Source organism: Rhizobium sp. BK181 (genome assembly GCF_014193305.1).
GTDB lineage: Bacteria > Pseudomonadota > Alphaproteobacteria > Rhizobiales > Rhizobiaceae > Rhizobium.
The window spans coordinates 202,489-220,964 of the sequence record NZ_JACHZA010000003.1; the positions used below are offsets into that span (position 1 = coordinate 202,489).

Annotated in this window: 17 protein-coding genes and 1 riboswitch; of the genes, 9 read left to right on the forward strand and 8 right to left on the reverse strand. The window is 59.0% G+C overall.

The features are described from left to right. Window position 1 precedes the first annotated feature (1 nt). Together FHT77_RS10890 and FHT77_RS10895 are read right to left on the reverse strand one after the other, a co-directional pair. Window positions 2-652: a thiamine diphosphokinase gene (locus FHT77_RS10890; RefSeq protein WP_183755081.1), complete on the reverse strand. Its 651-nt coding sequence runs from the start codon at window positions 650-652 to the stop codon at window positions 2-4. A 48-nt stretch (window positions 653-700) separates the two neighbouring features. Then, window positions 701-1,228, reverse strand: coding sequence for a MarR family winged helix-turn-helix transcriptional regulator (locus tag FHT77_RS10895; RefSeq protein WP_183755082.1), 528 nt, complete (start codon window positions 1,226-1,228; stop codon window positions 701-703). Between the two features lie 119 nt (window positions 1,229-1,347). Here FHT77_RS10895 and FHT77_RS10900 point away from each other — a divergent pair, with 119 nt between their 5' ends. From FHT77_RS10900 to FHT77_RS10920, 5 genes are all read left to right on the forward strand, one after another. Continuing rightward, window positions 1,348-2,880 (forward strand): MDR family MFS transporter, encoded by a 1,533-nt coding sequence (locus FHT77_RS10900; protein ID WP_183755083.1) that lies wholly within the window; start codon window positions 1,348-1,350, stop codon window positions 2,878-2,880. Window positions 2,881-2,941: 61 nt separating this feature from the next. Next, window positions 2,942-3,053, forward strand: a riboswitch (TPP riboswitch). A gap of 44 nt (window positions 3,054-3,097) precedes the next feature. Beyond that, window positions 3,098-4,126 (forward strand): thiamine ABC transporter substrate binding subunit, encoded by a 1,029-nt coding sequence (gene thiB / locus FHT77_RS10905; protein ID WP_183755084.1) that lies wholly within the window; start codon window positions 3,098-3,100, stop codon window positions 4,124-4,126. Next, entirely contained in the window at window positions 4,126-5,760 is a 1,635-nt protein-coding gene (gene thiP / locus FHT77_RS10910; RefSeq protein WP_183755085.1) for a thiamine/thiamine pyrophosphate ABC transporter permease ThiP, read from the forward strand. The genes thiB and thiP overlap by 1 nt, the downstream gene beginning before the upstream one ends. Beyond that, on the forward strand, window positions 5,753-6,469 hold the full coding sequence (locus FHT77_RS10915) for an ATP-binding cassette domain-containing protein (protein ID WP_183755086.1): 717 nt from the start codon (window positions 5,753-5,755) through the stop codon (window positions 6,467-6,469). Before thiP ends, FHT77_RS10915 begins: the two co-directional genes overlap by 8 nt. 247 nt (window positions 6,470-6,716) lie before the next feature. Then, window positions 6,717-8,261: a M48 family metalloprotease gene (locus FHT77_RS10920; RefSeq protein ID WP_114714290.1), complete on the forward strand. Its 1,545-nt coding sequence runs from the start codon at window positions 6,717-6,719 to the stop codon at window positions 8,259-8,261. 53 nt (window positions 8,262-8,314) lie between these two features. On the opposite strand, the gene FHT77_RS10925 is transcribed toward FHT77_RS10920, so the two are convergent. The 5 genes from FHT77_RS10925 to FHT77_RS10945 all read right to left on the reverse strand — a co-directional run bounded on the left by FHT77_RS10925 (window position 8,315) and on the right by FHT77_RS10945 (window position 14,505). After that, entirely contained in the window at window positions 8,315-9,178 is an 864-nt protein-coding gene (locus tag FHT77_RS10925; RefSeq protein WP_007528357.1) for an RNA polymerase factor sigma-32, read from the reverse strand. Window positions 9,179-9,554: 376 nt separating this feature from the next. Next, on the reverse strand, window positions 9,555-10,127 hold the full coding sequence (locus FHT77_RS10930; RefSeq protein ID WP_007528356.1) for a CarD family transcriptional regulator: 573 nt from the start codon (window positions 10,125-10,127) through the stop codon (window positions 9,555-9,557). A 398-nt stretch (window positions 10,128-10,525) separates the two neighbouring features. Beyond that, on the reverse strand, window positions 10,526-10,864 hold the full coding sequence (fdxA, locus tag FHT77_RS10935; protein ID WP_016556720.1) for a ferredoxin FdxA: 339 nt from the start codon (window positions 10,862-10,864) through the stop codon (window positions 10,526-10,528). A 193-nt stretch (window positions 10,865-11,057) separates the two neighbouring features. Continuing rightward, complete coding sequence (locus FHT77_RS10940) at window positions 11,058-11,462, reverse strand: RNA-binding S4 domain-containing protein (protein ID WP_183755087.1); 405 nt, start codon at window positions 11,460-11,462, stop codon at window positions 11,058-11,060. 4 nt (window positions 11,463-11,466) lie between these two features. Next, the gene (locus tag FHT77_RS10945) at window positions 11,467-14,505 is read right to left on the reverse strand and encodes a helicase-related protein (protein ID WP_183755088.1); all 3,039 of its coding nucleotides are present in this window, start codon (window positions 14,503-14,505) and stop codon (window positions 11,467-11,469) included. A 514-nt stretch (window positions 14,506-15,019) separates the two neighbouring features. On the opposite strand from FHT77_RS10945, the gene FHT77_RS10950 reads away from it, so the two are divergent. Beyond that, on the forward strand, window positions 15,020-15,175 hold the full coding sequence (locus FHT77_RS10950; RefSeq protein WP_007794620.1) for a DUF3309 family protein: 156 nt from the start codon (window positions 15,020-15,022) through the stop codon (window positions 15,173-15,175). Window positions 15,176-15,202: 27 nt separating this feature from the next. Continuing rightward, entirely contained in the window at window positions 15,203-15,466 is a 264-nt protein-coding gene (locus FHT77_RS10955; RefSeq protein WP_018855881.1) for a YMGG-like glycine zipper-containing protein, read from the forward strand. A 135-nt stretch (window positions 15,467-15,601) separates the two neighbouring features. Here the strand turns inward: FHT77_RS10955 and efp are convergent, their stop codons facing one another. Then, complete coding sequence (gene efp, locus FHT77_RS10960; protein ID WP_016556716.1) at window positions 15,602-16,171, reverse strand: elongation factor P; 570 nt, start codon at window positions 16,169-16,171, stop codon at window positions 15,602-15,604. A 151-nt stretch (window positions 16,172-16,322) separates the two neighbouring features. Between efp and epmA the strand changes: the two genes are divergently transcribed. Further along, the gene (gene epmA / locus FHT77_RS10965) at window positions 16,323-17,390 is read left to right on the forward strand and encodes an EF-P lysine aminoacylase EpmA (RefSeq protein WP_183755089.1); all 1,068 of its coding nucleotides are present in this window, start codon (window positions 16,323-16,325) and stop codon (window positions 17,388-17,390) included. After that, window positions 17,387-18,439: a lysine-2,3-aminomutase-like protein gene (locus FHT77_RS10970; protein ID WP_183755090.1), complete on the forward strand. Its 1,053-nt coding sequence runs from the start codon at window positions 17,387-17,389 to the stop codon at window positions 18,437-18,439. The genes epmA and FHT77_RS10970 overlap by 4 nt, the downstream gene beginning before the upstream one ends. Window positions 18,440-18,476 lie beyond the last annotated feature (37 nt).

Genomic DNA, 18,476 nt, shown 5'->3' on the forward strand with positions numbered 1-18,476 from the left:
ATCAGACTCCGGAAAGATCGTAGGGGCGCGCGAGCACAATGGCGCGGCCGCTCTCGAGCGAAAGGCGCACCTTGCCTTTCGCGACATTGGAAATGGTGCGTGACGAGCCGAAGGGCAAATGGAAATCGGCAAGTGGGTAGCGCGCGTTCTCGATTGTCAGGCCGCGAAGCTCGCTAAAGCCGGGAACAGAAAACAGACTGTCAGGCGGCAGGTCCAGTTCGACTGCGCCTGAAATCAGCGGCACGGCCTCCTCGCCGCCGGATGTCAGGAGCATATCGTAACCCTGCTCTGCCAGGCTGACGGCATAGAGCAGGTGCTGGATGGCATGGTCGGAACGCTCGCCCGCAAGGGCGCCGGCCAATACAAGACGTTTCGCGCCGCGGGCGATCGCTTCCGCAACCGCAATCTCGCCATCGGTGGATGCCTTCGCAGCGGGATAAGGTTGCCTGGGCACGTCGGGAAAGGCACCCTCGAGATCTGGGGGCGTCGAGTCGAAATCACCGACCCACAGCTCTGGGATGACGCCGAGTGCTGCTGCGTGACGCATACCACCGTCGGCGGCGATGAAACGGCTGCCAGAGACGGCATTTCGCAGGCGATCGGTTATCTGCAGCTCGCCGCCAAGCAGAATGGTGAAGGTGGATTGGCTCATGGGCACTGCCCATAGCGCAAAGCAGGGGGGAAGGGAAAGGGCCGTCGCTCAGGCTTCGTCTGCGATATCCTTGACGCGTGCCTCAAAAACACTCTCGAAGCCGGAAATGAACTTCTCGAACAGTTCTCCGAACGCCTCGATCTCTTCGGGTTTCCAGTCTTTGACCACCTCGGAAACGAATGAGAGCTTCTGCGCACGTATTTCCGACAGCAACCTCTGTCCGAGTGGCGTCATCACGACGATAATCCGCCGCGCATCTGCCTGAGATGCCTTTCGCCGCAGGATGTTCCGCCCCACCATCTCTGCGACGATGCGGCTTGCGCGCGACGGGTCGATCCGCATCATCTCGGCAATCGTCCCGACCGTCACGTCGCCGCTTTCCTGAGCGCGTCGTACTGCGTCCAGTACGTCAAGGTGCGATAGCTCAAGACCGGGCGCCACGGTTTGGATGGCGAGCCGCCCGATCAACCGACGTCCGGTCATCAGGCGCATGCGGGTCATACTTTGACCAATGCGCAAAATGCCGGCGTCTTCGTTCGCGTCAGGGTCGTTCAGTTTCATCAGGCTCTCATTCATTCCGAAACCATAACACGCCACGCGTCGATTGAGAATATGCCGAAGTCAAGCGCATGACATTGACAATTATATGCTGATAGCACATAACAAGATCAACTCATCATTTGGAACGACGCTTTATGGACACTCAAATTGCCGCTGCGCCGCTTGTGACGGATCATCGCCGGCGGTTCATTCTCTTCCTTTTCCTGATGGCCGCTATGTTCATGGCGACGCTCGACAATCAGATCGTCGCAACGGCTCTGCCGACGATCGTTGGCGAGTTCGGCCACCTCGAGCGGTTCAGTTGGGTCGGCTCAGCCTATCTTCTCGCCGTAAGCGCCGTGATGCCTCTCTACGGCAAGCTCGGCGATCTCTTCGGCCGCAAATATGTGATGATGGCCGCGATCATGATCTTCACCGTCGGCTCGGCCGTCTGCGGACTGGCTGTATCGATGAATACGCTGATTGCTGCCCGCGTGCTGCAGGGACTTGGCGGCGGCGGTATCATGGTGTCGATCTTTGCCGTCAACGCGGACCTGTTCGAGCCGCGGGAACGGGCGCGGTACCAGAGCTATTCCAGCCTCGTGCTGATGGCATCGGGCGCCATCGGGCCTGTCCTTGGCGGCGCAATGAGCGATCTCTTCGGCTGGCGCTCGATCTTCCTTGTCAACGTTCCGATCGGTTTCGTCGTCCTTGTCGGCCTGGCTTTGATGCTACCTTACCGGAAACCAAACCGCCGCCCGAAGATCGATTACGCTGGCGCCCTGCTGCTCGCCTTGACGACGGCAAGCATCGTTCTGGCCGCCGACGGCGCTCAGGTCTTCGGCTCGCTGTTTGCTCCGCAAAACCTGGCCATCATGACGCTCGGCGTAGCTGCGGCCATCGGTTGGATTTTCGTCGAGCGCCGCGCTGCAGAGCCGATTGTTCCCCTGTCTCTATTTCACAATTCGACGTTCAGCCTGTTGCTCATCATGTCGATCATGAGCGGCGCGATTGGAATTGGGATGGTCAATTATTTCGCGTTGTTCCTACAAACGACGACCGGTCTTTCGCCGTCGGCGGCTGGAGCGTTCTTTATTCTTCTGACCGGCGGCATCGTTTGCGGGTCACTCTCGGCAGGCCGCATCATCTCCATCACTGGTCGCTACAAGCCGTTCGCCATCGCAAGCCTGACCTGCAGCGCCATTGCGTTTGTGCTGCTGACGCGGGTTCATGTCGGAACACCGGTCCTGCTGATCGGGGCGGTGATGGCCCTCCACGGCTTCGGTGTCGGTCTTGCACAACAGGTTCCGGTCATCGGCGTCCAGAATGCTGCCCCGGCGCGCGACGTCGGCGCCGCAACGGGATCGGTGACGCTGTCGCGTATGGGCGGAGCATCGATCGCCATCTCCATTTACGGCGCGATCGTCGGCTCGCAACTCGGCAAAACGGGCGTTTCCATTCCGGGAGTAACCGACATCGAGCAACTCACTCCAAAGATGCTGGCAGCTTTGCCGGAGCAGGCGCGTCAAGCCGTTGCCGAAGCCTATGGCAGTGCGTTCATACCGCTTTTCATGGCATCCTGCGTAATCGCTCTGATTGGCCTTTCCGCTGCCTTGATGCTGAAACCAACACAGTTGCCTCGTGTCGTTGAGGTGCGGCCGGCCGCCAACGCCGAGGCCGCGGAGTAAAACGCCGATGGCGGCCGCAAGGCCGCCCCTTGCAAGACGCCAAGCGTGGCGATACATCTCAAACGCTCTAACGGGGTGCCCCGTGCCATCAGGCGCGCGGCTGAGAGGCTCAAAGCCAACCCGCGGAACCTGATCCGGCTAACACCGGCGGAGGGATTAGACGCGTGACATCTGGCACCGCCCTTTTCCCCTTCAAGCAAACCAGAGGAGAGGTGCCATGTTCAAATTCAACTTCACGAGCCGTTCGTTGCTTGCCACGATCTTTGTCGCGACCATCGGCTTGGCCGGCCAGGGCGCACAGGCGGCAGACAATACGCTCACAGTCTACACCTATGAGAGCTTCACATCCGAATGGGGTCCGGGACCGAAGGTCAAGGAAGCATTCGAGAAGACCTGCGGCTGCAGCGTCAAGTTCGTGAGCGTAGCCGATGGCGTGGCGTTGTTATCGCGTCTGAAACTTGAGGGCGCTGCGACGAAGGCGGATGTCGTGCTCGGTCTGGATACGAACCTGACCACGGAAGCGAAGGCGACCGGCCTCTTCGATGCGAGCGGTGTCGACGTCAGTGCGCTCAAGGTGCCGGGAAACTACAAGGATGAGATATTTGTGCCTTATGATTATGGCCACTTCGCCGTCATCTACGACACGCAGACGATCAAAAATCCTCCGAAAAGCATGAAGGACCTGGTCGAAGGCGATCCTTCGCAAAAGATCGTTATTGAGGATCCGCGCACCTCGACGCCTGGGCTAGGCCTCTTGCTGTGGATGAAGTCGGTCTACGGCGATAAGGCGCCTGAGGCCTGGGCAAAACTCAAGAAGCGGGTGCTGACGGTGACCCCCGGCTGGTCGGAAGCCTATGGGCTCTTCACCAAGGGCGAGGCGCCGATGGTGCTCTCCTACACGACCTCGCCTGCCTATCACATGGTCGCGGAAAATACCGACCGCTATCAGGCGGCTGCGTTTTCAGAGGGCCACTACATCCAGATCGAGGTGGCGGGCCTGCTGAAGAATGCGCCGGACAAGGGGCTTGCACGCGAGTTCCTGAAATTCATGGTGACGCCGGGCTTCCAGGATACGATTCCGACCAACAACTGGATGATGCCGGTTTCGGCGACGTCGCAGCCGCTGCCGGATGCGTTCGGCAAGCTTGTAAATCCATCAAAGACCTTTCTGATGAGCTCGGATGAAGTCGCTGAGAAGCGCAAGGCCTTCGTCGATGAGTGGCTGGCCGCCATGAGCATGAATTGATGCTTTTGACCGAGGCTGAGATGCGACGGGCGGTGCTGGGTGGGGCTTTGAGTCTCGCCGGCATTGCCCTTTTCGTCGGCTTTGCAGTCTTCGCCTTGCTCCTTTCGAGCGATGTTTCCTCCATCCTGACGGCGGTGCTTGAACCCTATATCCTGCAGGTCCTGCGTTTCACCTTGTTGCAGGCCTTGCTCTCGACGCTGCTCTCGATCGCTTGTGCCATTCCGGTCGCGCAGGCCTTGGCGCGTCAGCAGCATTTCCCCGGTCGCATCTGGATCATTCGACTGATGGCCGTGCCGATGGGGCTTCCTGTCCTAATCGGGGCGCTGGGGTTGATCGGCATCTGGGGGCGGCAGGGCCTTACGAACGCGCTGCTGCTCAAGCTCGGCATAGCGGAACCGATCAGCATCTACGGGCTTTCCGGGATCCTGTTGGCGCATGTCTTCTTCAACATGCCGCTGGCTTGCCGCCTGATGCTGGCGGCATTGGAGCGGGTGCCAGCGGAATACTGGCTGATGGCGAGTGGTCTCGGCATGCGGCGCGGTTCGATTTTCCGTTTCATCGAATGGCGGGTTCTGCGCTCGGTCATTCCTGGGATAGCCGGCCTGATCTTCATGCTCTGCGCCACGAGCTTCACACTGGTGCTGACACTGGGTGGCGGGCCGGCCGCAACGACCGTCGAGGTTGCCATATATCAGTCGCTGCGTTTTGATTTTGATCCGGGCCGGGCCGTCACGCTTTCCCTGCTGCAGATCGCCCTTACATCGGTCGTCCTTGGGGCGCTGTCATGTCTTCCTGCGTCCGGGGATGAAGGGATGACTGTCGGAAAGGCGATCAGGCGCCCGGATGGTAGGCTGTTGGGAGCGCGGCTCGTGGATGGAAGCATCCTGCTGTTCGCCGCTCTGTTCCTTGGTTTACCTCTGATGTCGGTGCTTCTGGCTGGCCTTCGGTCCAATCTCATGAAGCTGCTCAGTGAACCCATTTTCTGGCAGTCGGCTGCGACCAGTCTTGCCATCTCGATCTCTGCGGCCACTATCGCCTTACTTATCTCGATGATGCTGGTGGGTGCGCGCCGGGCGGCGCTTCTCCGGCGTTCAGGGATCTCAGGCGCAGGAGCGTTCTTTGCCGCCATGGGTGGCGCATCATCGTTGGTATTGCTCGTGCCGCCGATCGTCCTGGCGACGGGCTGGTTTCTAGCGCTGAGAAGCTTCGGTGACGCCAGCGCCGTGGCTCCGCTGCTGATTGTCGCGATCAACGCTTTGATGTCCCTGCCCTTTGTGATGCGTGTCCTCGAGCCGGCTTTCATCGTCCACAAGCGCCGAACGCAGAAACTTGCGGCGAGTCTTGGTGTCTCGGGCTGGATGCGGCTGCGCCTGATCGATATGCCAGCCCTGATTAAACCAGTGCTCACGGCATTTTCGTTTGCGATGGCGCTGTCGCTCGGCGATCTTGGCGCCGTCGCGTTGTTCGGCTCGGACAGTTTCGTCACGTTGCCTTGGCTCGTTTATAGCCGCATGGGGAGTTACCGGACGAACGATGCGGATGGTCTAGCGCTGATCCTTGGCATCCTCTGCCTGCTGCTCACAATCGCCGGCACCATGGGGCCAGCGCGGCGAGAGGTGGCTTTCCATGGTTGAGCCGCGGTTCTCGGTCGAGATGCGCGACGTCGGTCTCCAACTTGGCGTGCAGGAGTTTCAGTTCGATTGCCGGCTTCCTGTCGGTGCTGTGATTGCTGTGACGGGCGCGTCCGGTGCCGGCAAGTCAACCTTCCTCAATCTTCTGGCTGGCTTTGATGTGGCTGAGCGAGGGCAGATCTTGATCGCGGGGAAGGATGTGACCAGCGAGTACCCGGCCCGGCGGGCCGTCTCTCTCGTCTTTCAGGACAACAATCTGTTCGCGCATCTCGATGTCTTTACCAACATCGGCCTTGGCATCAACCCGTCGATGAAGCTCACGACTGCCGACCGCCAATCGATCACGTCTTCGCTTGAAAAGGTCGGGCTCCGCGGGTTTGAACGACGAATGCCGGGAACGCTTTCCGGCGGGGAACGGCAGCGGGTGGCCTTTGCACGTGCGCTAGTTCGCAACCGGCCGGTGCTCCTGCTGGACGAGCCTTTTGCAGCGCTTGACCCCGGCTTGCGAAATGGAATGGCGGCGTTGCTGCTCGACATGCATCGCGAGACGAGCAATACCGTCGTCGTCGTGTCGCACGATCCGGACGAAGTCAAACGCATCGCAGACTTTGGTCTTTTCATTGAGAACGGCAGGATCGCGGTAGCCGCCCCAATCGATGAATTTATTGGCCGCCAGGATCATCCCGGATTGACGCAATTTCTCCGCAGTTAACGAATCTGGCGGTTGCAACGGCACTTTCGCCATAATTTGAGGCGACCGAGGAAACTCAAAAGCACGTTAGGCTTGCTAAAATACAACGGCGCCACATTTACTTAGAGTCTCGCTATGCAACCGATGCGGAAATCAGTTACAGCAAAGACTTGTGTCCCCGATTGTGCAGTGCAAGGACGGGGACGGACGCCTGTTGAATCACCATGAGACCGACCGGGTCGCGGAAGCGAACCGGTCGACAAGCAAGATGACCTGGAGAGCCAGACTGGACAGTATGCCGACGTGGAAATTCCCCGCGCCTTCCAGTGATGTGCTCTCGTCGGCGTGCCGTCTGGTACGGCGAGCCTCGGTCGTCTGTGCGACAAGCATGGCGCTATATGGTTGCCAATCCATTCTTGAGCAATCCTATCAGCCAAGTGTTGCGCCGTCCTCTAATCCGCAGATTGTCGACGAGGTGCAGAAGAATGATCCGCGTGCCGCCATGGGTGCGCGCGAGCATCCGCGCATCGTGGCGAGCTATGGCGGTGAGTATAAGGATGCGAAGACCGAGCGTCTGGTTGCCCGTATCGCGGGGGCGCTGACCGCTGTCTCCGAGAATCCGAGCCAATCCTACCGCATCACCATCCTGAACTCCCCGGCCATCAACGCGTTTGCCCTGCCCGGGGGCTATCTCTACGTGACGCGTGGCTTGCTGGCGCTCGCCAAAGATGCATCTGAGGTTGCCGCGGTTCTCTCGCACGAGATGGGTCACGTCACGGCAAACCATGGCATCGAACGGCAGAAGCGCGAGGAGGCAGAAGTCATCGCCAGCCGCGTCGTAGCCGAGGTGTTGTCGAGCGATATTGCCGGCAAGCAGGCGCTGGCGCGCGGCAAGCTGCGATTGGCAGCTTTCTCGCGACAGCAGGAATTGCAGGCCGACGTTATCGGCGTCCGGATGCTCGGGGAAGCAGGGTATGATCCCTACGCCGCCGCGCGGTTCCTGGACTCCATGGCCGCCTACAGCCGCTTCATGTCTGTCGACCCCGAGGCGGACCAGAGCCTCGACTTCCTATCCAGCCATCCGAATTCCGCCCAGCGCATCGAACTGGCGCGCGATCATGCGCGAGCCTTCGGTCAGGAGGGCAAGGTCGGCGATACGGGCAGGGACTATTATCTCGACGGCATCGACGGCTTGCTATACGGCGACAGCCCTGAGGAAGGCTATGTGCGCGGGCAGACCTTCCTGCACGGCGGGCTTGGCATTCGCTTCGACGTGCCGCCTGATTTCAAGATCGACAACAAGGTCGAGGCGGTCATGGCGACTGGGCCCGGCGATGTTGCGATCCGTTTTGACGGCGTGGCCGACAATCAGAACCAGAGCCTCACGAACTATATCTCGAGCGGGTGGGTTACTGGCCTCGATCCCTCCACCATTCAGCAGACCACGATCAATGGAATGGAGGCTGCCACGGCGCGGGCGAGCGCAGATCGCTGGGACTTCGACGTCACGGTGATCCGTAACAATGCTCAGATTTTCCGGTTCCTGACAGCCGTGCCGAAAGGTAGTGCCGCTCTGCAGCAGACGGCGGACGTATTGCGAGCAAGCTTCCGTCGCATGACCCCGGAAGAGACGGCATCGTTGAAGCCGTTGCGCGTCAGGGTGGTCAAAGTGCGGCCGGGCGAAAACATCACGACGCTTGCTGCACGGATGATGGGTACGGATCGAAAGCTCGATCTGTTCAAGCTTATCAATGCGCTGCCGACCGGCGCCTCAGTTTCTCCCGGCGATCGCGTCAAGATTATTGCGGAATAAAAAGAGGCCCGGCTTTCACCGGGCCAAGTCCATCGCTGGGGGAGTAAGCTCGTTCAGGCCGATGCGGCCATGTAGGGGTCTGCGCTCACGAGTGCGCTGCGTAGTTTTTCCATCGCCCGGCTCTCGATCTGCCGAACGCGTTCCTTGGAGATGCCGAGATCTGCGCCGAGTTCCTCGAGCGTCGCGCCATCTTCAGCAAGCCTCCGAGCGCTGATGATCTTCATCTCCCGCTCATTGAGGTGCTTCAAAGCAGAAGCGAGCCAGTTGCGCCGGCGCTCGCCGTCGATCATGTTCGATACTTGCTCATCCGGCAGAGGCTCGTCGCTGACGAGGAAGTCCATCTTCTCGGCACTATCCGCATCGCCGGAGACCGATGGGGCCTGAAGCGAAGCGTCGTTGCTCGAGAGCCTGGCATCCATCGTTTGGACGTCGGAAAGGCTGACGCCGAGTGCTGCTGCGATTTCTTGATGAATGGATTGAAGTGTCAGCTGCGTGTCGCCTCTGGCGAGCTTGGCGCGCAGGCGGCGAAGATTGAAGAACAGGGCCTTCTGCGCCGAACTCGTACCGCCGCGAACGATCGACCAATTGCGAAGGATATAGTCCTGGATCGAGGCACGGATCCACCAGCTTGCGTAGGTAGAGAAGCGGACGTCACGCTCGGGCTCGAAGCGCGCAGCCGCCTCCAGCAGACCGACGTAACCTTCCTGCACGAGGTCGCTCATAGGCAGACCGAAGTTGCGGAACTTTCCTGCCATCGAGATAACAAGGCGCATGTGGGCCATGGCGATCTGATTGCGAGCGCCGCGGTCATCATTGTTCTTCCAGCGGATTGCGAGATCGTGTTCCTCTTCGCGAGCAAGGTAGGGAGCCGCCATGGCGATTTTAATCATGCGCCGGTCTGCAGACATGTTCTTCATATCGGTCTCCTGAATTCAGGCGTGACGCCAAAAAAGGGCAAAGAATTCTTGCTTCCGGACATCGCTGCCCAGACCAAATTCATGTCTTGAACGTATAAAGGCCCCGAACTCTGGACGTTTCCAGATGGGGCCCTAGCTTAGGGTTATGCGCCGGTAGTACAGCGGGGTGGGATCAAGTTCCTCAAGTTGCCCGCTAGGCAGAACGTGGAAAGCATGATCCGCTCCTCATCGAACGTTTACAGATATGCGAGCGTTCGAGGGTGATGTCAGTTCCCGACGCGGTCCGCAGCTACATTGTTGAAACGTGCCAGCAGAGAAAAAGTTCCAAAAAAAACCCGGCACAAGGCCGGGTTTTTTTGCAGGAAAAACAGGGAGCTTATGCAGCTTCGTCCTGAGATTCGTCTTCTTCGATCGCCTTGCCGCGCTTCGGCCCCTTGTTGAGATTGGTCTCTACGAGGCGGACAGCTTCCGTTTCCGACATCTTGTTCACCGCAGCAATTTCGCGTGCCATGCGGTCAAGCGCAGCTTCATAAAGCTGGCGTTCGGAATAGGACTGCTCCGGCTGGTTCTCGGCGCGATAAAGATCGCGGACAACTTCAGCGATGGAAATGAGGTCGCCGGAATTGATCTTTGCATCATATTCCTGCGCGCGACGGGACCACATGGTACGCTTAACGCGCGCCTTGCCCTGCACAACCTTCAATGCACGCTCGACAAAATCGGTTTCGGAGAGCTTACGCATGCCGATGCTCATGGCCTTGGCGACCGGCACTTTAAGGCGCATCTTGTCCTTCTCGAAATCGATAACGAAAAGTTCAAGCTTCATGCCTGCTACTTCTTGCTCTTCGATAGCGCTGATGGTACCGACGCCATGTGCGGGGTACACGATCGATTCACCGGTCTTGAAGCCGTGACGTGCGGAAGAAGGTTTTTTCTGCTGGGTCGTCATTCTATTCAAACACTCCCTGTTACGCTTCCGGCTGCAGCCGGAGCCGGGTCAGTCAGGCCCGGGTGAGACGGTCAGATCCGTCGGGTGACTTACTTCTGGTCCCACCGGATAAAAGCAAACATATCCATGCGCACAAGCTTGGAACCTCACGGCTCAAGGCGTTGATATGTCACGGAAACCGCGTTTTTGGATTTGTTTTGCTTTCGTGGTGGTTTGGGCATGCTTCATGCCGCAAATGGATCAGTGTCCGAAAGCTATCACAAAAATATGAGGAAATCAATAATTTACTGCGCCTGAGTCATGCGCGCAACACATGACACCCATATGCGGCGGACACACTTCAGGCGTTTTTTGGCTCACTGAACCCGGTTTCAGGCCCTAGTAGCGAGAATGAAGGATCAGTCACCCGATCCGGGCTTCTCAGAGAAGTACTTCTCGAACTTGCCGGTCTCGCCGTCCATTTCCTTCGCTTCGGGCATGGCGTCCTTCTTGACCGTAATGTTCGGCCAGATGCTCGCATACTCGGCGTTGACCTTGAGCCACTTGTCGAGGCCCGGCTCCGTATCAGGCTTGATTGCCTCGGCGGGACATTCCGGTTCGCAAACGCCACAGTCTATGCATTCGTCAGGGTGAATGACGAGGAAGTTTTCACCCTCATAGAAGCAATCGACGGGGCAGACTTCCACGCAGTCGGTATATTTGCAGCGAATGCAATTGTCGGTCACGACATAGGTCATGAAGAACTCCAGGACTTCCATACAATGGGGCCGGGCAACCTGGAACGTCGCGCCTTTCCCCAACCGGAAAGGAAGCAGTGAGATGCTTGAGAGGCATTCATGCTATCCGGCAAGTTGATTGTGACGTACCGGCTTTGCCTGAGGATTTCAAGAATAAAGAAATCGCAAAACCCGGCAGTTCGGATAGAGTTTTCTAATCCTCGTCCGACATCAGCTTGTCGATTGCACGACGTTCCTTTTTGGTGGGTCGTCCCGCCCCTGTGGCCCGCATTGCCTGCTCATAAGGGGTGAGGCGTTTTGTCTCGTCGGGCGGAGGCGTCAGGTCCTCATAAAGCAGCCGAGCTTCCTCGTAAGGACCACGCCGCTCGCCGCCCGACCTGACGACAAGGACAATATCGCGCCGCTCGAGAGCCAGCTCGATCTTGTCGCCGGCTTTGACCATTTGGCTCGGCTGGAGGGCGCGCTCGCCGTTGATCCTGACATGTCCGGATTGAATGTGGCTTTGTGCCAGCGAGCGCGATTTCACCATGCGCGTGAAGAACAGCCACTTGTCGATGCGTTGCCGCGAACCGCTTCCTGGCTGTGTCTCCCCGCCCATGCGCTTACTTCTTCATCTGCTCCTTCAAGGCAGCGAGCTTTGCGAAGGGAGAATCCGGATCGATCGGCTTTTCCTTGCGTGGGGGCTTTGCCTCGAAGCGCAACGGCTGCGGGCCGCCGCGGTTGTTGTTGCGGTCCTTGCGATCGCCGCGGTCCTGACGGTCGCCGCGCTGTTCGTTACGATCGCCCCGTCCCTGTTGCGGCTTACCGCCATCCTTGCCGCGATGCTGGCGGTTGCCGTCACGGCCCTCGCCACCTTCGCCACCTTGGCGACGCTGGCCACTTCCGCGATCTTGGCCGCGATTGTTGCCGCCGCGGCGTTCGCCACCCGGGCTGCGGGCCTGACGCTGATTGTCCGTACGACCACCGAGGCGCCAAAGAAGAACCGGCTTCGGCTCCTCTGCTTCTTCCGACGTTGCGGCAACCGGCTGTTCTTCAGCCGCGACCTCAACGGCGGGAGCCTCCGAGGCAGGCTCCTCCGACGCGCTGTCGGCATCGTCGTGATCGGCCTTCTCTGCGCTCTCTTCAGTTGCGGTCTCGGCCGTCGGCGCTGTCGAGGCGTCCTGAACCGACAGATGAGCTGCTGCTTCCTCTGCCTTTACGGCATCGGCGCGATAGCCGAGCCCCTTCAGGATCTCTTCCATGTCCTCGAGAGTTGCACCGAGGATCGAAAGCATGGCGGTCGTTGTCGTGAAGCGACGGCCGTCATATGCACCTTCAGGACGGTTGGCCTGGCCAGGCTTCCACTGAAGCAACGGGCGGATGATATCCGCAAGGCGCTCCAGGATGTCGATGCGAACTGCGCGTTTGCCAAGGAATCGGAAGCCAGCCAGCTTGTAGAAGGTGCGCTCGAAAGCTGGATCTGTCACCACCGACGTGCGGCCTGCAGCGAGAACGGGAATGAGATCGCCGTAGCCGGGCTTGTCGAGACCGTCGTTCTTCAGCGCCCAGAGAAGCGTGATGAGTTCGGCTGGAGCAGGCTTCAGAAGGGCAGGGACGAAGATGTGATAGGCGCCGAACCGGACGCCATAGCGGCGCATCGAGGCGCGCGCATCCTGATCCAGTGACTTCACCTCTTCGGTCACGTCGCGTCGGAACAGGACGCCGAGATTCTCGACGAGCTGGAACGCCAGACCCTTTGCCAGGCCCTGCAGGTCTTCGGCACGCGACAGATCGTCGAGCGGCTTCAGAACCGTGCTGATGTGATGATTGACGAAGCGCTCGATACGGGCTGCCACGTGGTCTCGCGCATTGCCTGTCAGCTGCTCGTCGGCGAGCAGGATGACGCGCGGGCGCATCACATGATCACTGCCCGCAAGGCGCGCTACCGGATCGCCCAACCAACGGATCGCGCCGTCGGAGCTGATCGCGAGATCGCCGTTGCCGGCCGCATGGAGGCGCGCGGCACGTGCCTCGAATTCCAAAGCGAGCGCCTTTTGCGAAGCAGACTGAACAGCCTTGGCGTCCGGCCCTTCCGCTCCCGAAATGGGCGTGAACCGGAATCCCGACAACTGCCCCACATGATGTCCTTCAACGAAGACATCGCCATTTACACTGATTTCAGCTTCCAGCATCGCATTCTCTCTCAGGCGCTTCATGAGCACAGATGTCCTGCGATCAACAAAGCGTTTCGTCAACCTTTCATGTAACGCATCGGACAATCGATCTTCGATTTCCCGCGTCTTTTCCTGCCAGTGTGTCGGATCGGCAAGCCAATTGGGCCGATTCGACACATAGGTCCAAGTCCTTATCTGCGCGATTCGCGCCGAAAGCGTGTCAATCTCGCCGTCTGTTCGGTCCGCGCGATGGACCTGCTCGGCGAGGAAGTCCTCGTTTACCGTGCCATAGCGAACGAGATCGGAAAAGAGGGTCGAGATCAGATCGGCATGTTGCGCCGGCGCAATGCGCCGGTAGTCCGGAAGCGCGCAGGCCTCCCACAACTTCTCGACGCGCGATGGATTGGTTGCAAGGTCGATGATTTCCGGGTAGCGCGACAGGTGTTCCAGCGCCTGCTGGTCGACCGCAGGCAAGGCGCGCGTCAGGCCGGGAACAGTGGGTCCGGTCTCGAGGCTTGTGCGTAGCGCGTGAATGGAAGCGAAATCGAGGTTCTTCGTGCGCCATTGCAGCACTTTCACATTGTCGAACTCATGGCCTTCGATGCGTTCGACCAGCTCCTCGTCAAAGGGATCTACCTGGCCTGTGACGCCAAACGTCCCGTCGCGAACGTGCCTGCCGGCACGGCCTGCAATCTGCCCGAGTTCGGCGGGGTTCAGGTTGCGGAACTGATAGCCGTCGAATTTGCGATCTTGAGCAAAGGCGACGTGGTCGACGTCGAGATTGAGCCCCATGCCGATCGCATCGGTCGCGACCAGATACTCGACGTCTCCAGCCTGATAAAGCGCTACCTGCGCATTGCGCGTGCGCGGGCTAAGGGCGCCAAGTACGACGGCCGCTCCGCCGCGCTGTCTGCGGATCAATTCGGCGATCGCGTAGACTTCATCAGCCGAGAAGGCGACGATTGCCGAGCGCTGCGGCAGGCGCGTGATCTTCTTCTGTCCAGCGTAGAAAAGGTGGGAAAGCCTGGGTCGCTCAACCACCGTGATCCCAGGGAGAAGTTGCTGCAAGATCGGTCGCATCGTACCGGCGCCAAGCAGCAGCGTTTCGTTGCGACCGCGCAAATGCAGAATACGATCCGTGAAGATATGCCCCCGCTCCAGATCGCCAGCGAGCTGAACTTCATCAATGGCGACGAACGCTGCCTTAGTCTCGCGTGGCATGGCCTCGACCGTACAGACCGAAAAGCGAGCATTGGGAGGCGATATCTTCTCCTCGCCCGTCACCAGTGCAACATTCTGCACTCCGACCTTTTCGGCGACGCGCGTGTAAACCTCACGCGCCAGCAGTCGCAGCGGCAGGCCGATCACGCCGGTGCCATGTGCAACCATGCGCTCAATGGCATAATGCGTTTTGCCGGTATTGGTTGGCCCGAGCACCGCGGTTACCCCGCGTCCACTCAGTATCATCGGCTGCGATGTCAGTGTCATAGTCCTGCAGATGAGGCCGGGGAGCCTCAGATCAAGTCAGCTCCTCTCCGAAGCAGACAACACATGGACAGCCGTTGTCGCAAAGGCAAGGGCTGATTTGAATTTCCTCCGCAGTTTCTGTTGCGCGAATAGCTTGCAGATTGCTCGTTTTCCGATTCGGAACAGCTTGAGAACGAATCGGAGACGAATCGCTGACTTCGGCTGATTCAGTGTTTGTTCACGGCTAAGTATTGATTTTGAATCGCTTTTTCCCACAAGATGCTGAATCGGATAATTCACGTCATGCGTGTGGCTCGATTTGCATTCATTCTGTCAACTGCCTTTGTCGAAAATCTTAAGGCGAATTTCTGCCGGAGCCTTTTCGCGATGTTACTTGCATTCCATGGAGCGACAGAAAACGATGTGGTTCGTATGTTTTTGCCGCCAAAGCTAAACATTTGATACACGCGGAACAAAAATCGGTGATGCGTGTTTCTGGTCCATTCCTGGTGTAATGACGTCGAGGACTTGAACCATGCTTGGAACCATACTTCTCATTATCCTTATTCTGCTTTTGATCGGAGCTCTACCAAATTGGGGTTACAGCCGCGGCTGGGGCTATGGACCTTCCGGAGGTTTAGGGCTAGTTCTCGTGATTATTATTATTCTTGTGTTGCTCGGTCGTATCTAAGCGACGGAAAAATCTGGGAGATATGTCATGATGAAAAAGATTGTGCTTATTGGTGCACTGGTTGGCGCGCTTGCGTCCTGTACGGCGACGGAACAGGGAACCGCGATTGGTGCAGGCAGCGGCGCCATTATTGGCGGTGCTGTAAGCCACAGCTGGGGTGGGGCAGCAATTGGTGCCGTAGCCGGCGGTCTTGCTGGCGCATTGATCGGCCAGTCCGTTGAGCGTCGCGGTTACTGCGTCTACAGAGACCGGTATGGCCGTCGCTACGAGGCCCGTTGCCCGCGCTACTAGGCCGGGCTGCCCTGCTGGGCATGATTTGAAAGTTCAAAGCGCCGGCTAGACCGGCGCTTTTTTATTTGGCGAAAGCCGTAAGAAAGAAAAAGGCCGCGCTGCAAACGCGACCTCTAATTCACGGCTGTCGATCGATCAATTCTTGGCGCGTTCGACGTAGGAATTGTCTTCCGTTGCAATAACGACGCGCGTGCCGGCGTCAATATGCGGGGGTACCAAGGTGCGGATGCCATTCGAAAGCATTGCCGGTTTGTAGGAAGACGACGCCGTCTGGCCCTTCACAACCGGTTCGGTTTCGGTGATTTCGAGAATGACGTGGCGCGGCAGCTCGAGGGCTAGCGGAACACCTTCATGGATCGACAGGATGCAGGTCATGCCTTCCTGCAGGTAGGCCTTCTGATCGCCCATCGTTTCATCGTTCACGACCACCTGGTCATAGGTCGCCGGGTTCATGAAGTGGAACCCCTCGCCGTCCTCGTAAAGATACTGGAAGTTCACGTCTTCGACGAAGGCGCGCTCGACCTGCTCGGTCGTACGCCAGCGTTCGGAAACCTTTACGCCGTCGACGATACGACGCATGTCAACCTGGGTGACCGGCGTGCCCTTGCCCGGATGAAAGTTCTGGGCAGTCAGAACGACGTAGAGTTTGCCATCTACGTCGAGAACGTTGCCCTTGCGGACGGAAGAGGCGATGACCTTGACCATTAAGACTTCCTTGTAACTCGGCTTTTGGCGTCGTAGAGGACTGTCGATACGGCCTCCGAGACGCAACTGATTGTTCTTTGGGGGCGCAACTAACCTAAAATCCGGCAAATAGCCAGCCCCGGCGTTGGATAGACCGGTCAGGACGATGTCAATGAAACCCTCGATCGCCAAAGTATCGCCGTGGTGGACGCCGAGCGTGCATGCGGACCGCCGCCCGTTCCTGCTCGGGCGGAATGCGATCCAGACGGCCCTGCGCGGCTATTTCCTAAGCGAGGACTTTCTGGAGGTCGACACTGCCACGCTGCAAGTGTCGCCAGGCAACGAGGCGCATCTGCACGCCTTTGCCACCAAAGCGCTGACGACTGACGGCCAGACAGCAGCGCCGCTATATCTGCACACTTCGCCTGAATTTGCCTGCAAGAAACTGCTTTCGGCCGGAGAACAGCGCATCGCCTGCTTCGCTCACGTCTATCGCAACCGCGAGCGCGGTCCGTTGCATCATCCGGAATTCACCATGCTTGAATGGTATCGCGTGGGCGAAAGCTATGAGAGTCTGATGATGGATTGCGTTCGCATTCTGGCCCTTGCTGCAGAAACCATGAGGACGACGCGGCTCACCTATCGAGGGAGCGAGTGCGATCCGTTCGCGGGGCCGAACCGGCTAAGCGTTGCCGCAGCCTTCGACCGCTACGCTGACATAGATCTGCTGGCGTCCGTTTCGACCGACGGCGCGACGGATCGGGCGCATCTCGCGGACCAGGTAAAGCGGACCGGCATGCGCGTTGCCGAAGATGACGGCTGGGCGGATTTGTTCAGCCGCGTGCTGGTTGAAAAGGTGGAACCGCATCTAGGCTTTGGCCGCGTCACGATTCTGGACGAGTATCCAGTATCGGAAGCTGCGCTTGCGCGTCCTTCCGCGAGCGATCCCCGGGTTGCCGAACGTTTCGAGGTCTACGCCTGCGGCGTTGAGCTCGCGAACGGTTTTGGGGAGCTCACCAATTCGGCAGAACAACGCCGCCGCTTCGAGATCGAGATGGCCGAGAAAGCTCGCATCTACGGCGAACGCTATCCGCTCGACGAGGATTTCCTGGAGGCGCTCGCCAAAATGCCGGAGGCAAGTGGCATCGCGCTCGGCTTCGATCGGCTGGTGATGCTGGCAACCGGGGCGTCACGGATCGATCAGGTGCTATGGGCGCCGGTCGCGGAGTACGGCACATGAACAGCAACACAGCCATCAAGACCGTCGAGGGTCTCGAACGCGCCGGGTTGCTCGGCGAAAGAGACCGCGACGCTTTGGCGGATGTCGCCGCACGGTACGCCATTGCATTGACGCCGACGGTCGTGGGTCTGGTTGATCCTGCGAATGACGCCGACCCGATTGCCCGGCAGTTCGTTCCTGACGCGGCCGAGCTGATCGTTGCGTCTGAAGAGCGTGCGGATCCGATCGGCGACGAGGCCCATAGTCCCGTGCAAGGCATCGTTCATCGGTATCCGGATCGCGTGCTGTTGAAAGCCGTGCATGTGTGCCCGGTCTACTGCCGCTTCTGTTTTCGACGCGAAATGGTTGGTCCACAAGGCTTGGGGACATTGGACTCCGAGGCAATGTCGGCAGCTTTTGCCTATATTCGCGACCACCACGAAATCTGGGAAGTGATCCTGACGGGCGGCGATCCGTTAATCCTGTCCCCGCGACGGCTCGAAGAGATCCTTCGCGAACTGGCATTGATCGATCACGTCAAGATCGTGCGGTTCCACACGCGCGTTCCTGTTGTCGATCCATCAAAGATCGATGCGGCCCTGATTGCGGCGCTGAGGGCGAGTGGCAAGAGCGTTTATGTGGCTTTGCATGCCAATCATCCGCGCGAACTGACAGACGAGGCAAGAGCGGCATGTGCGCGCCTAATTGATGCCGGGGTGGTCATGGTCAGCCAGTCGGTGCTGCTCAAGGGCGTCAATGACGATCCGGCCGTGCTCACGGAACTAATGAAGGCTTTCGTCGAGACGCGCGTAAAGCCCTATTATCTGCACCATCCTGATCTGGCTCCCGGGACGAGCCATTTTCGGCTCACGATCGAAGAGGGACAGAGGATCGTCGCGGCTCTGCGCGGTCGGATTTCTGGTCTCTGCCAGCCCACCTATATACTCGACATACCTGGTGGCCATGGCAAAGCCGTGATCGCTGAACAGTCGATCAGAGCGATCGGCGAAGGCTGCTATTCGGTTTCGGATTATCGCGGGACCGAGCACCTGTACCCGCCGCTCGTCTAGTAAAAAACGCGAGAGAAGTATTGTTCCTGAACAATGT

What these genes read in the sequence shown, in the direction of transcription:
- FHT77_RS10890 (WP_183755081.1), bottom strand. Translation starts at nt 652, where the DNA reads ATGAGCCAATCCACCTTCACCATTCTGCTTGGCGGCGAGCTGCAGATA.
- FHT77_RS10895 (WP_183755082.1), bottom strand. Translation starts at nt 1,228, where the DNA reads ATGAATGAGAGCCTGATGAAACTGAACGACCCTGACGCGAACGAAGAC.
- FHT77_RS10900 (WP_183755083.1), top strand. Translation starts at nt 1,348, where the DNA reads ATGGACACTCAAATTGCCGCTGCGCCGCTTGTGACGGATCATCGCCGG.
- thiB (WP_183755084.1), top strand. Translation starts at nt 3,098, where the DNA reads ATGTTCAAATTCAACTTCACGAGCCGTTCGTTGCTTGCCACGATCTTT.
- thiP (WP_183755085.1), top strand. Translation starts at nt 4,126, where the DNA reads ATGCTTTTGACCGAGGCTGAGATGCGACGGGCGGTGCTGGGTGGGGCT.
- FHT77_RS10915 (WP_183755086.1), top strand. Translation starts at nt 5,753, where the DNA reads ATGGTTGAGCCGCGGTTCTCGGTCGAGATGCGCGACGTCGGTCTCCAA.
- FHT77_RS10920 (WP_114714290.1), top strand. Translation starts at nt 6,717, where the DNA reads ATGACCTGGAGAGCCAGACTGGACAGTATGCCGACGTGGAAATTCCCC.
- FHT77_RS10925 (WP_007528357.1), bottom strand. Translation starts at nt 9,178, where the DNA reads ATGAAGAACATGTCTGCAGACCGGCGCATGATTAAAATCGCCATGGCG.
- FHT77_RS10930 (WP_007528356.1), bottom strand. Translation starts at nt 10,127, where the DNA reads ATGACGACCCAGCAGAAAAAACCTTCTTCCGCACGTCACGGCTTCAAG.
- fdxA (WP_016556720.1), bottom strand. Translation starts at nt 10,864, where the DNA reads ATGACCTATGTCGTGACCGACAATTGCATTCGCTGCAAATATACCGAC.
- FHT77_RS10940 (WP_183755087.1), bottom strand. Translation starts at nt 11,462, where the DNA reads ATGGGCGGGGAGACACAGCCAGGAAGCGGTTCGCGGCAACGCATCGAC.
- FHT77_RS10945 (WP_183755088.1), bottom strand. Translation starts at nt 14,505, where the DNA reads ATGACACTGACATCGCAGCCGATGATACTGAGTGGACGCGGGGTAACC.
- FHT77_RS10950 (WP_007794620.1), top strand. Translation starts at nt 15,020, where the DNA reads ATGCTTGGAACCATACTTCTCATTATCCTTATTCTGCTTTTGATCGGA.
- FHT77_RS10955 (WP_018855881.1), top strand. Translation starts at nt 15,203, where the DNA reads ATGATGAAAAAGATTGTGCTTATTGGTGCACTGGTTGGCGCGCTTGCG.
- efp (WP_016556716.1), bottom strand. Translation starts at nt 16,171, where the DNA reads ATGGTCAAGGTCATCGCCTCTTCCGTCCGCAAGGGCAACGTTCTCGAC.
- epmA (WP_183755089.1), top strand. Translation starts at nt 16,323, where the DNA reads ATGAAACCCTCGATCGCCAAAGTATCGCCGTGGTGGACGCCGAGCGTG.
- FHT77_RS10970 (WP_183755090.1), top strand. Translation starts at nt 17,387, where the DNA reads ATGAACAGCAACACAGCCATCAAGACCGTCGAGGGTCTCGAACGCGCC.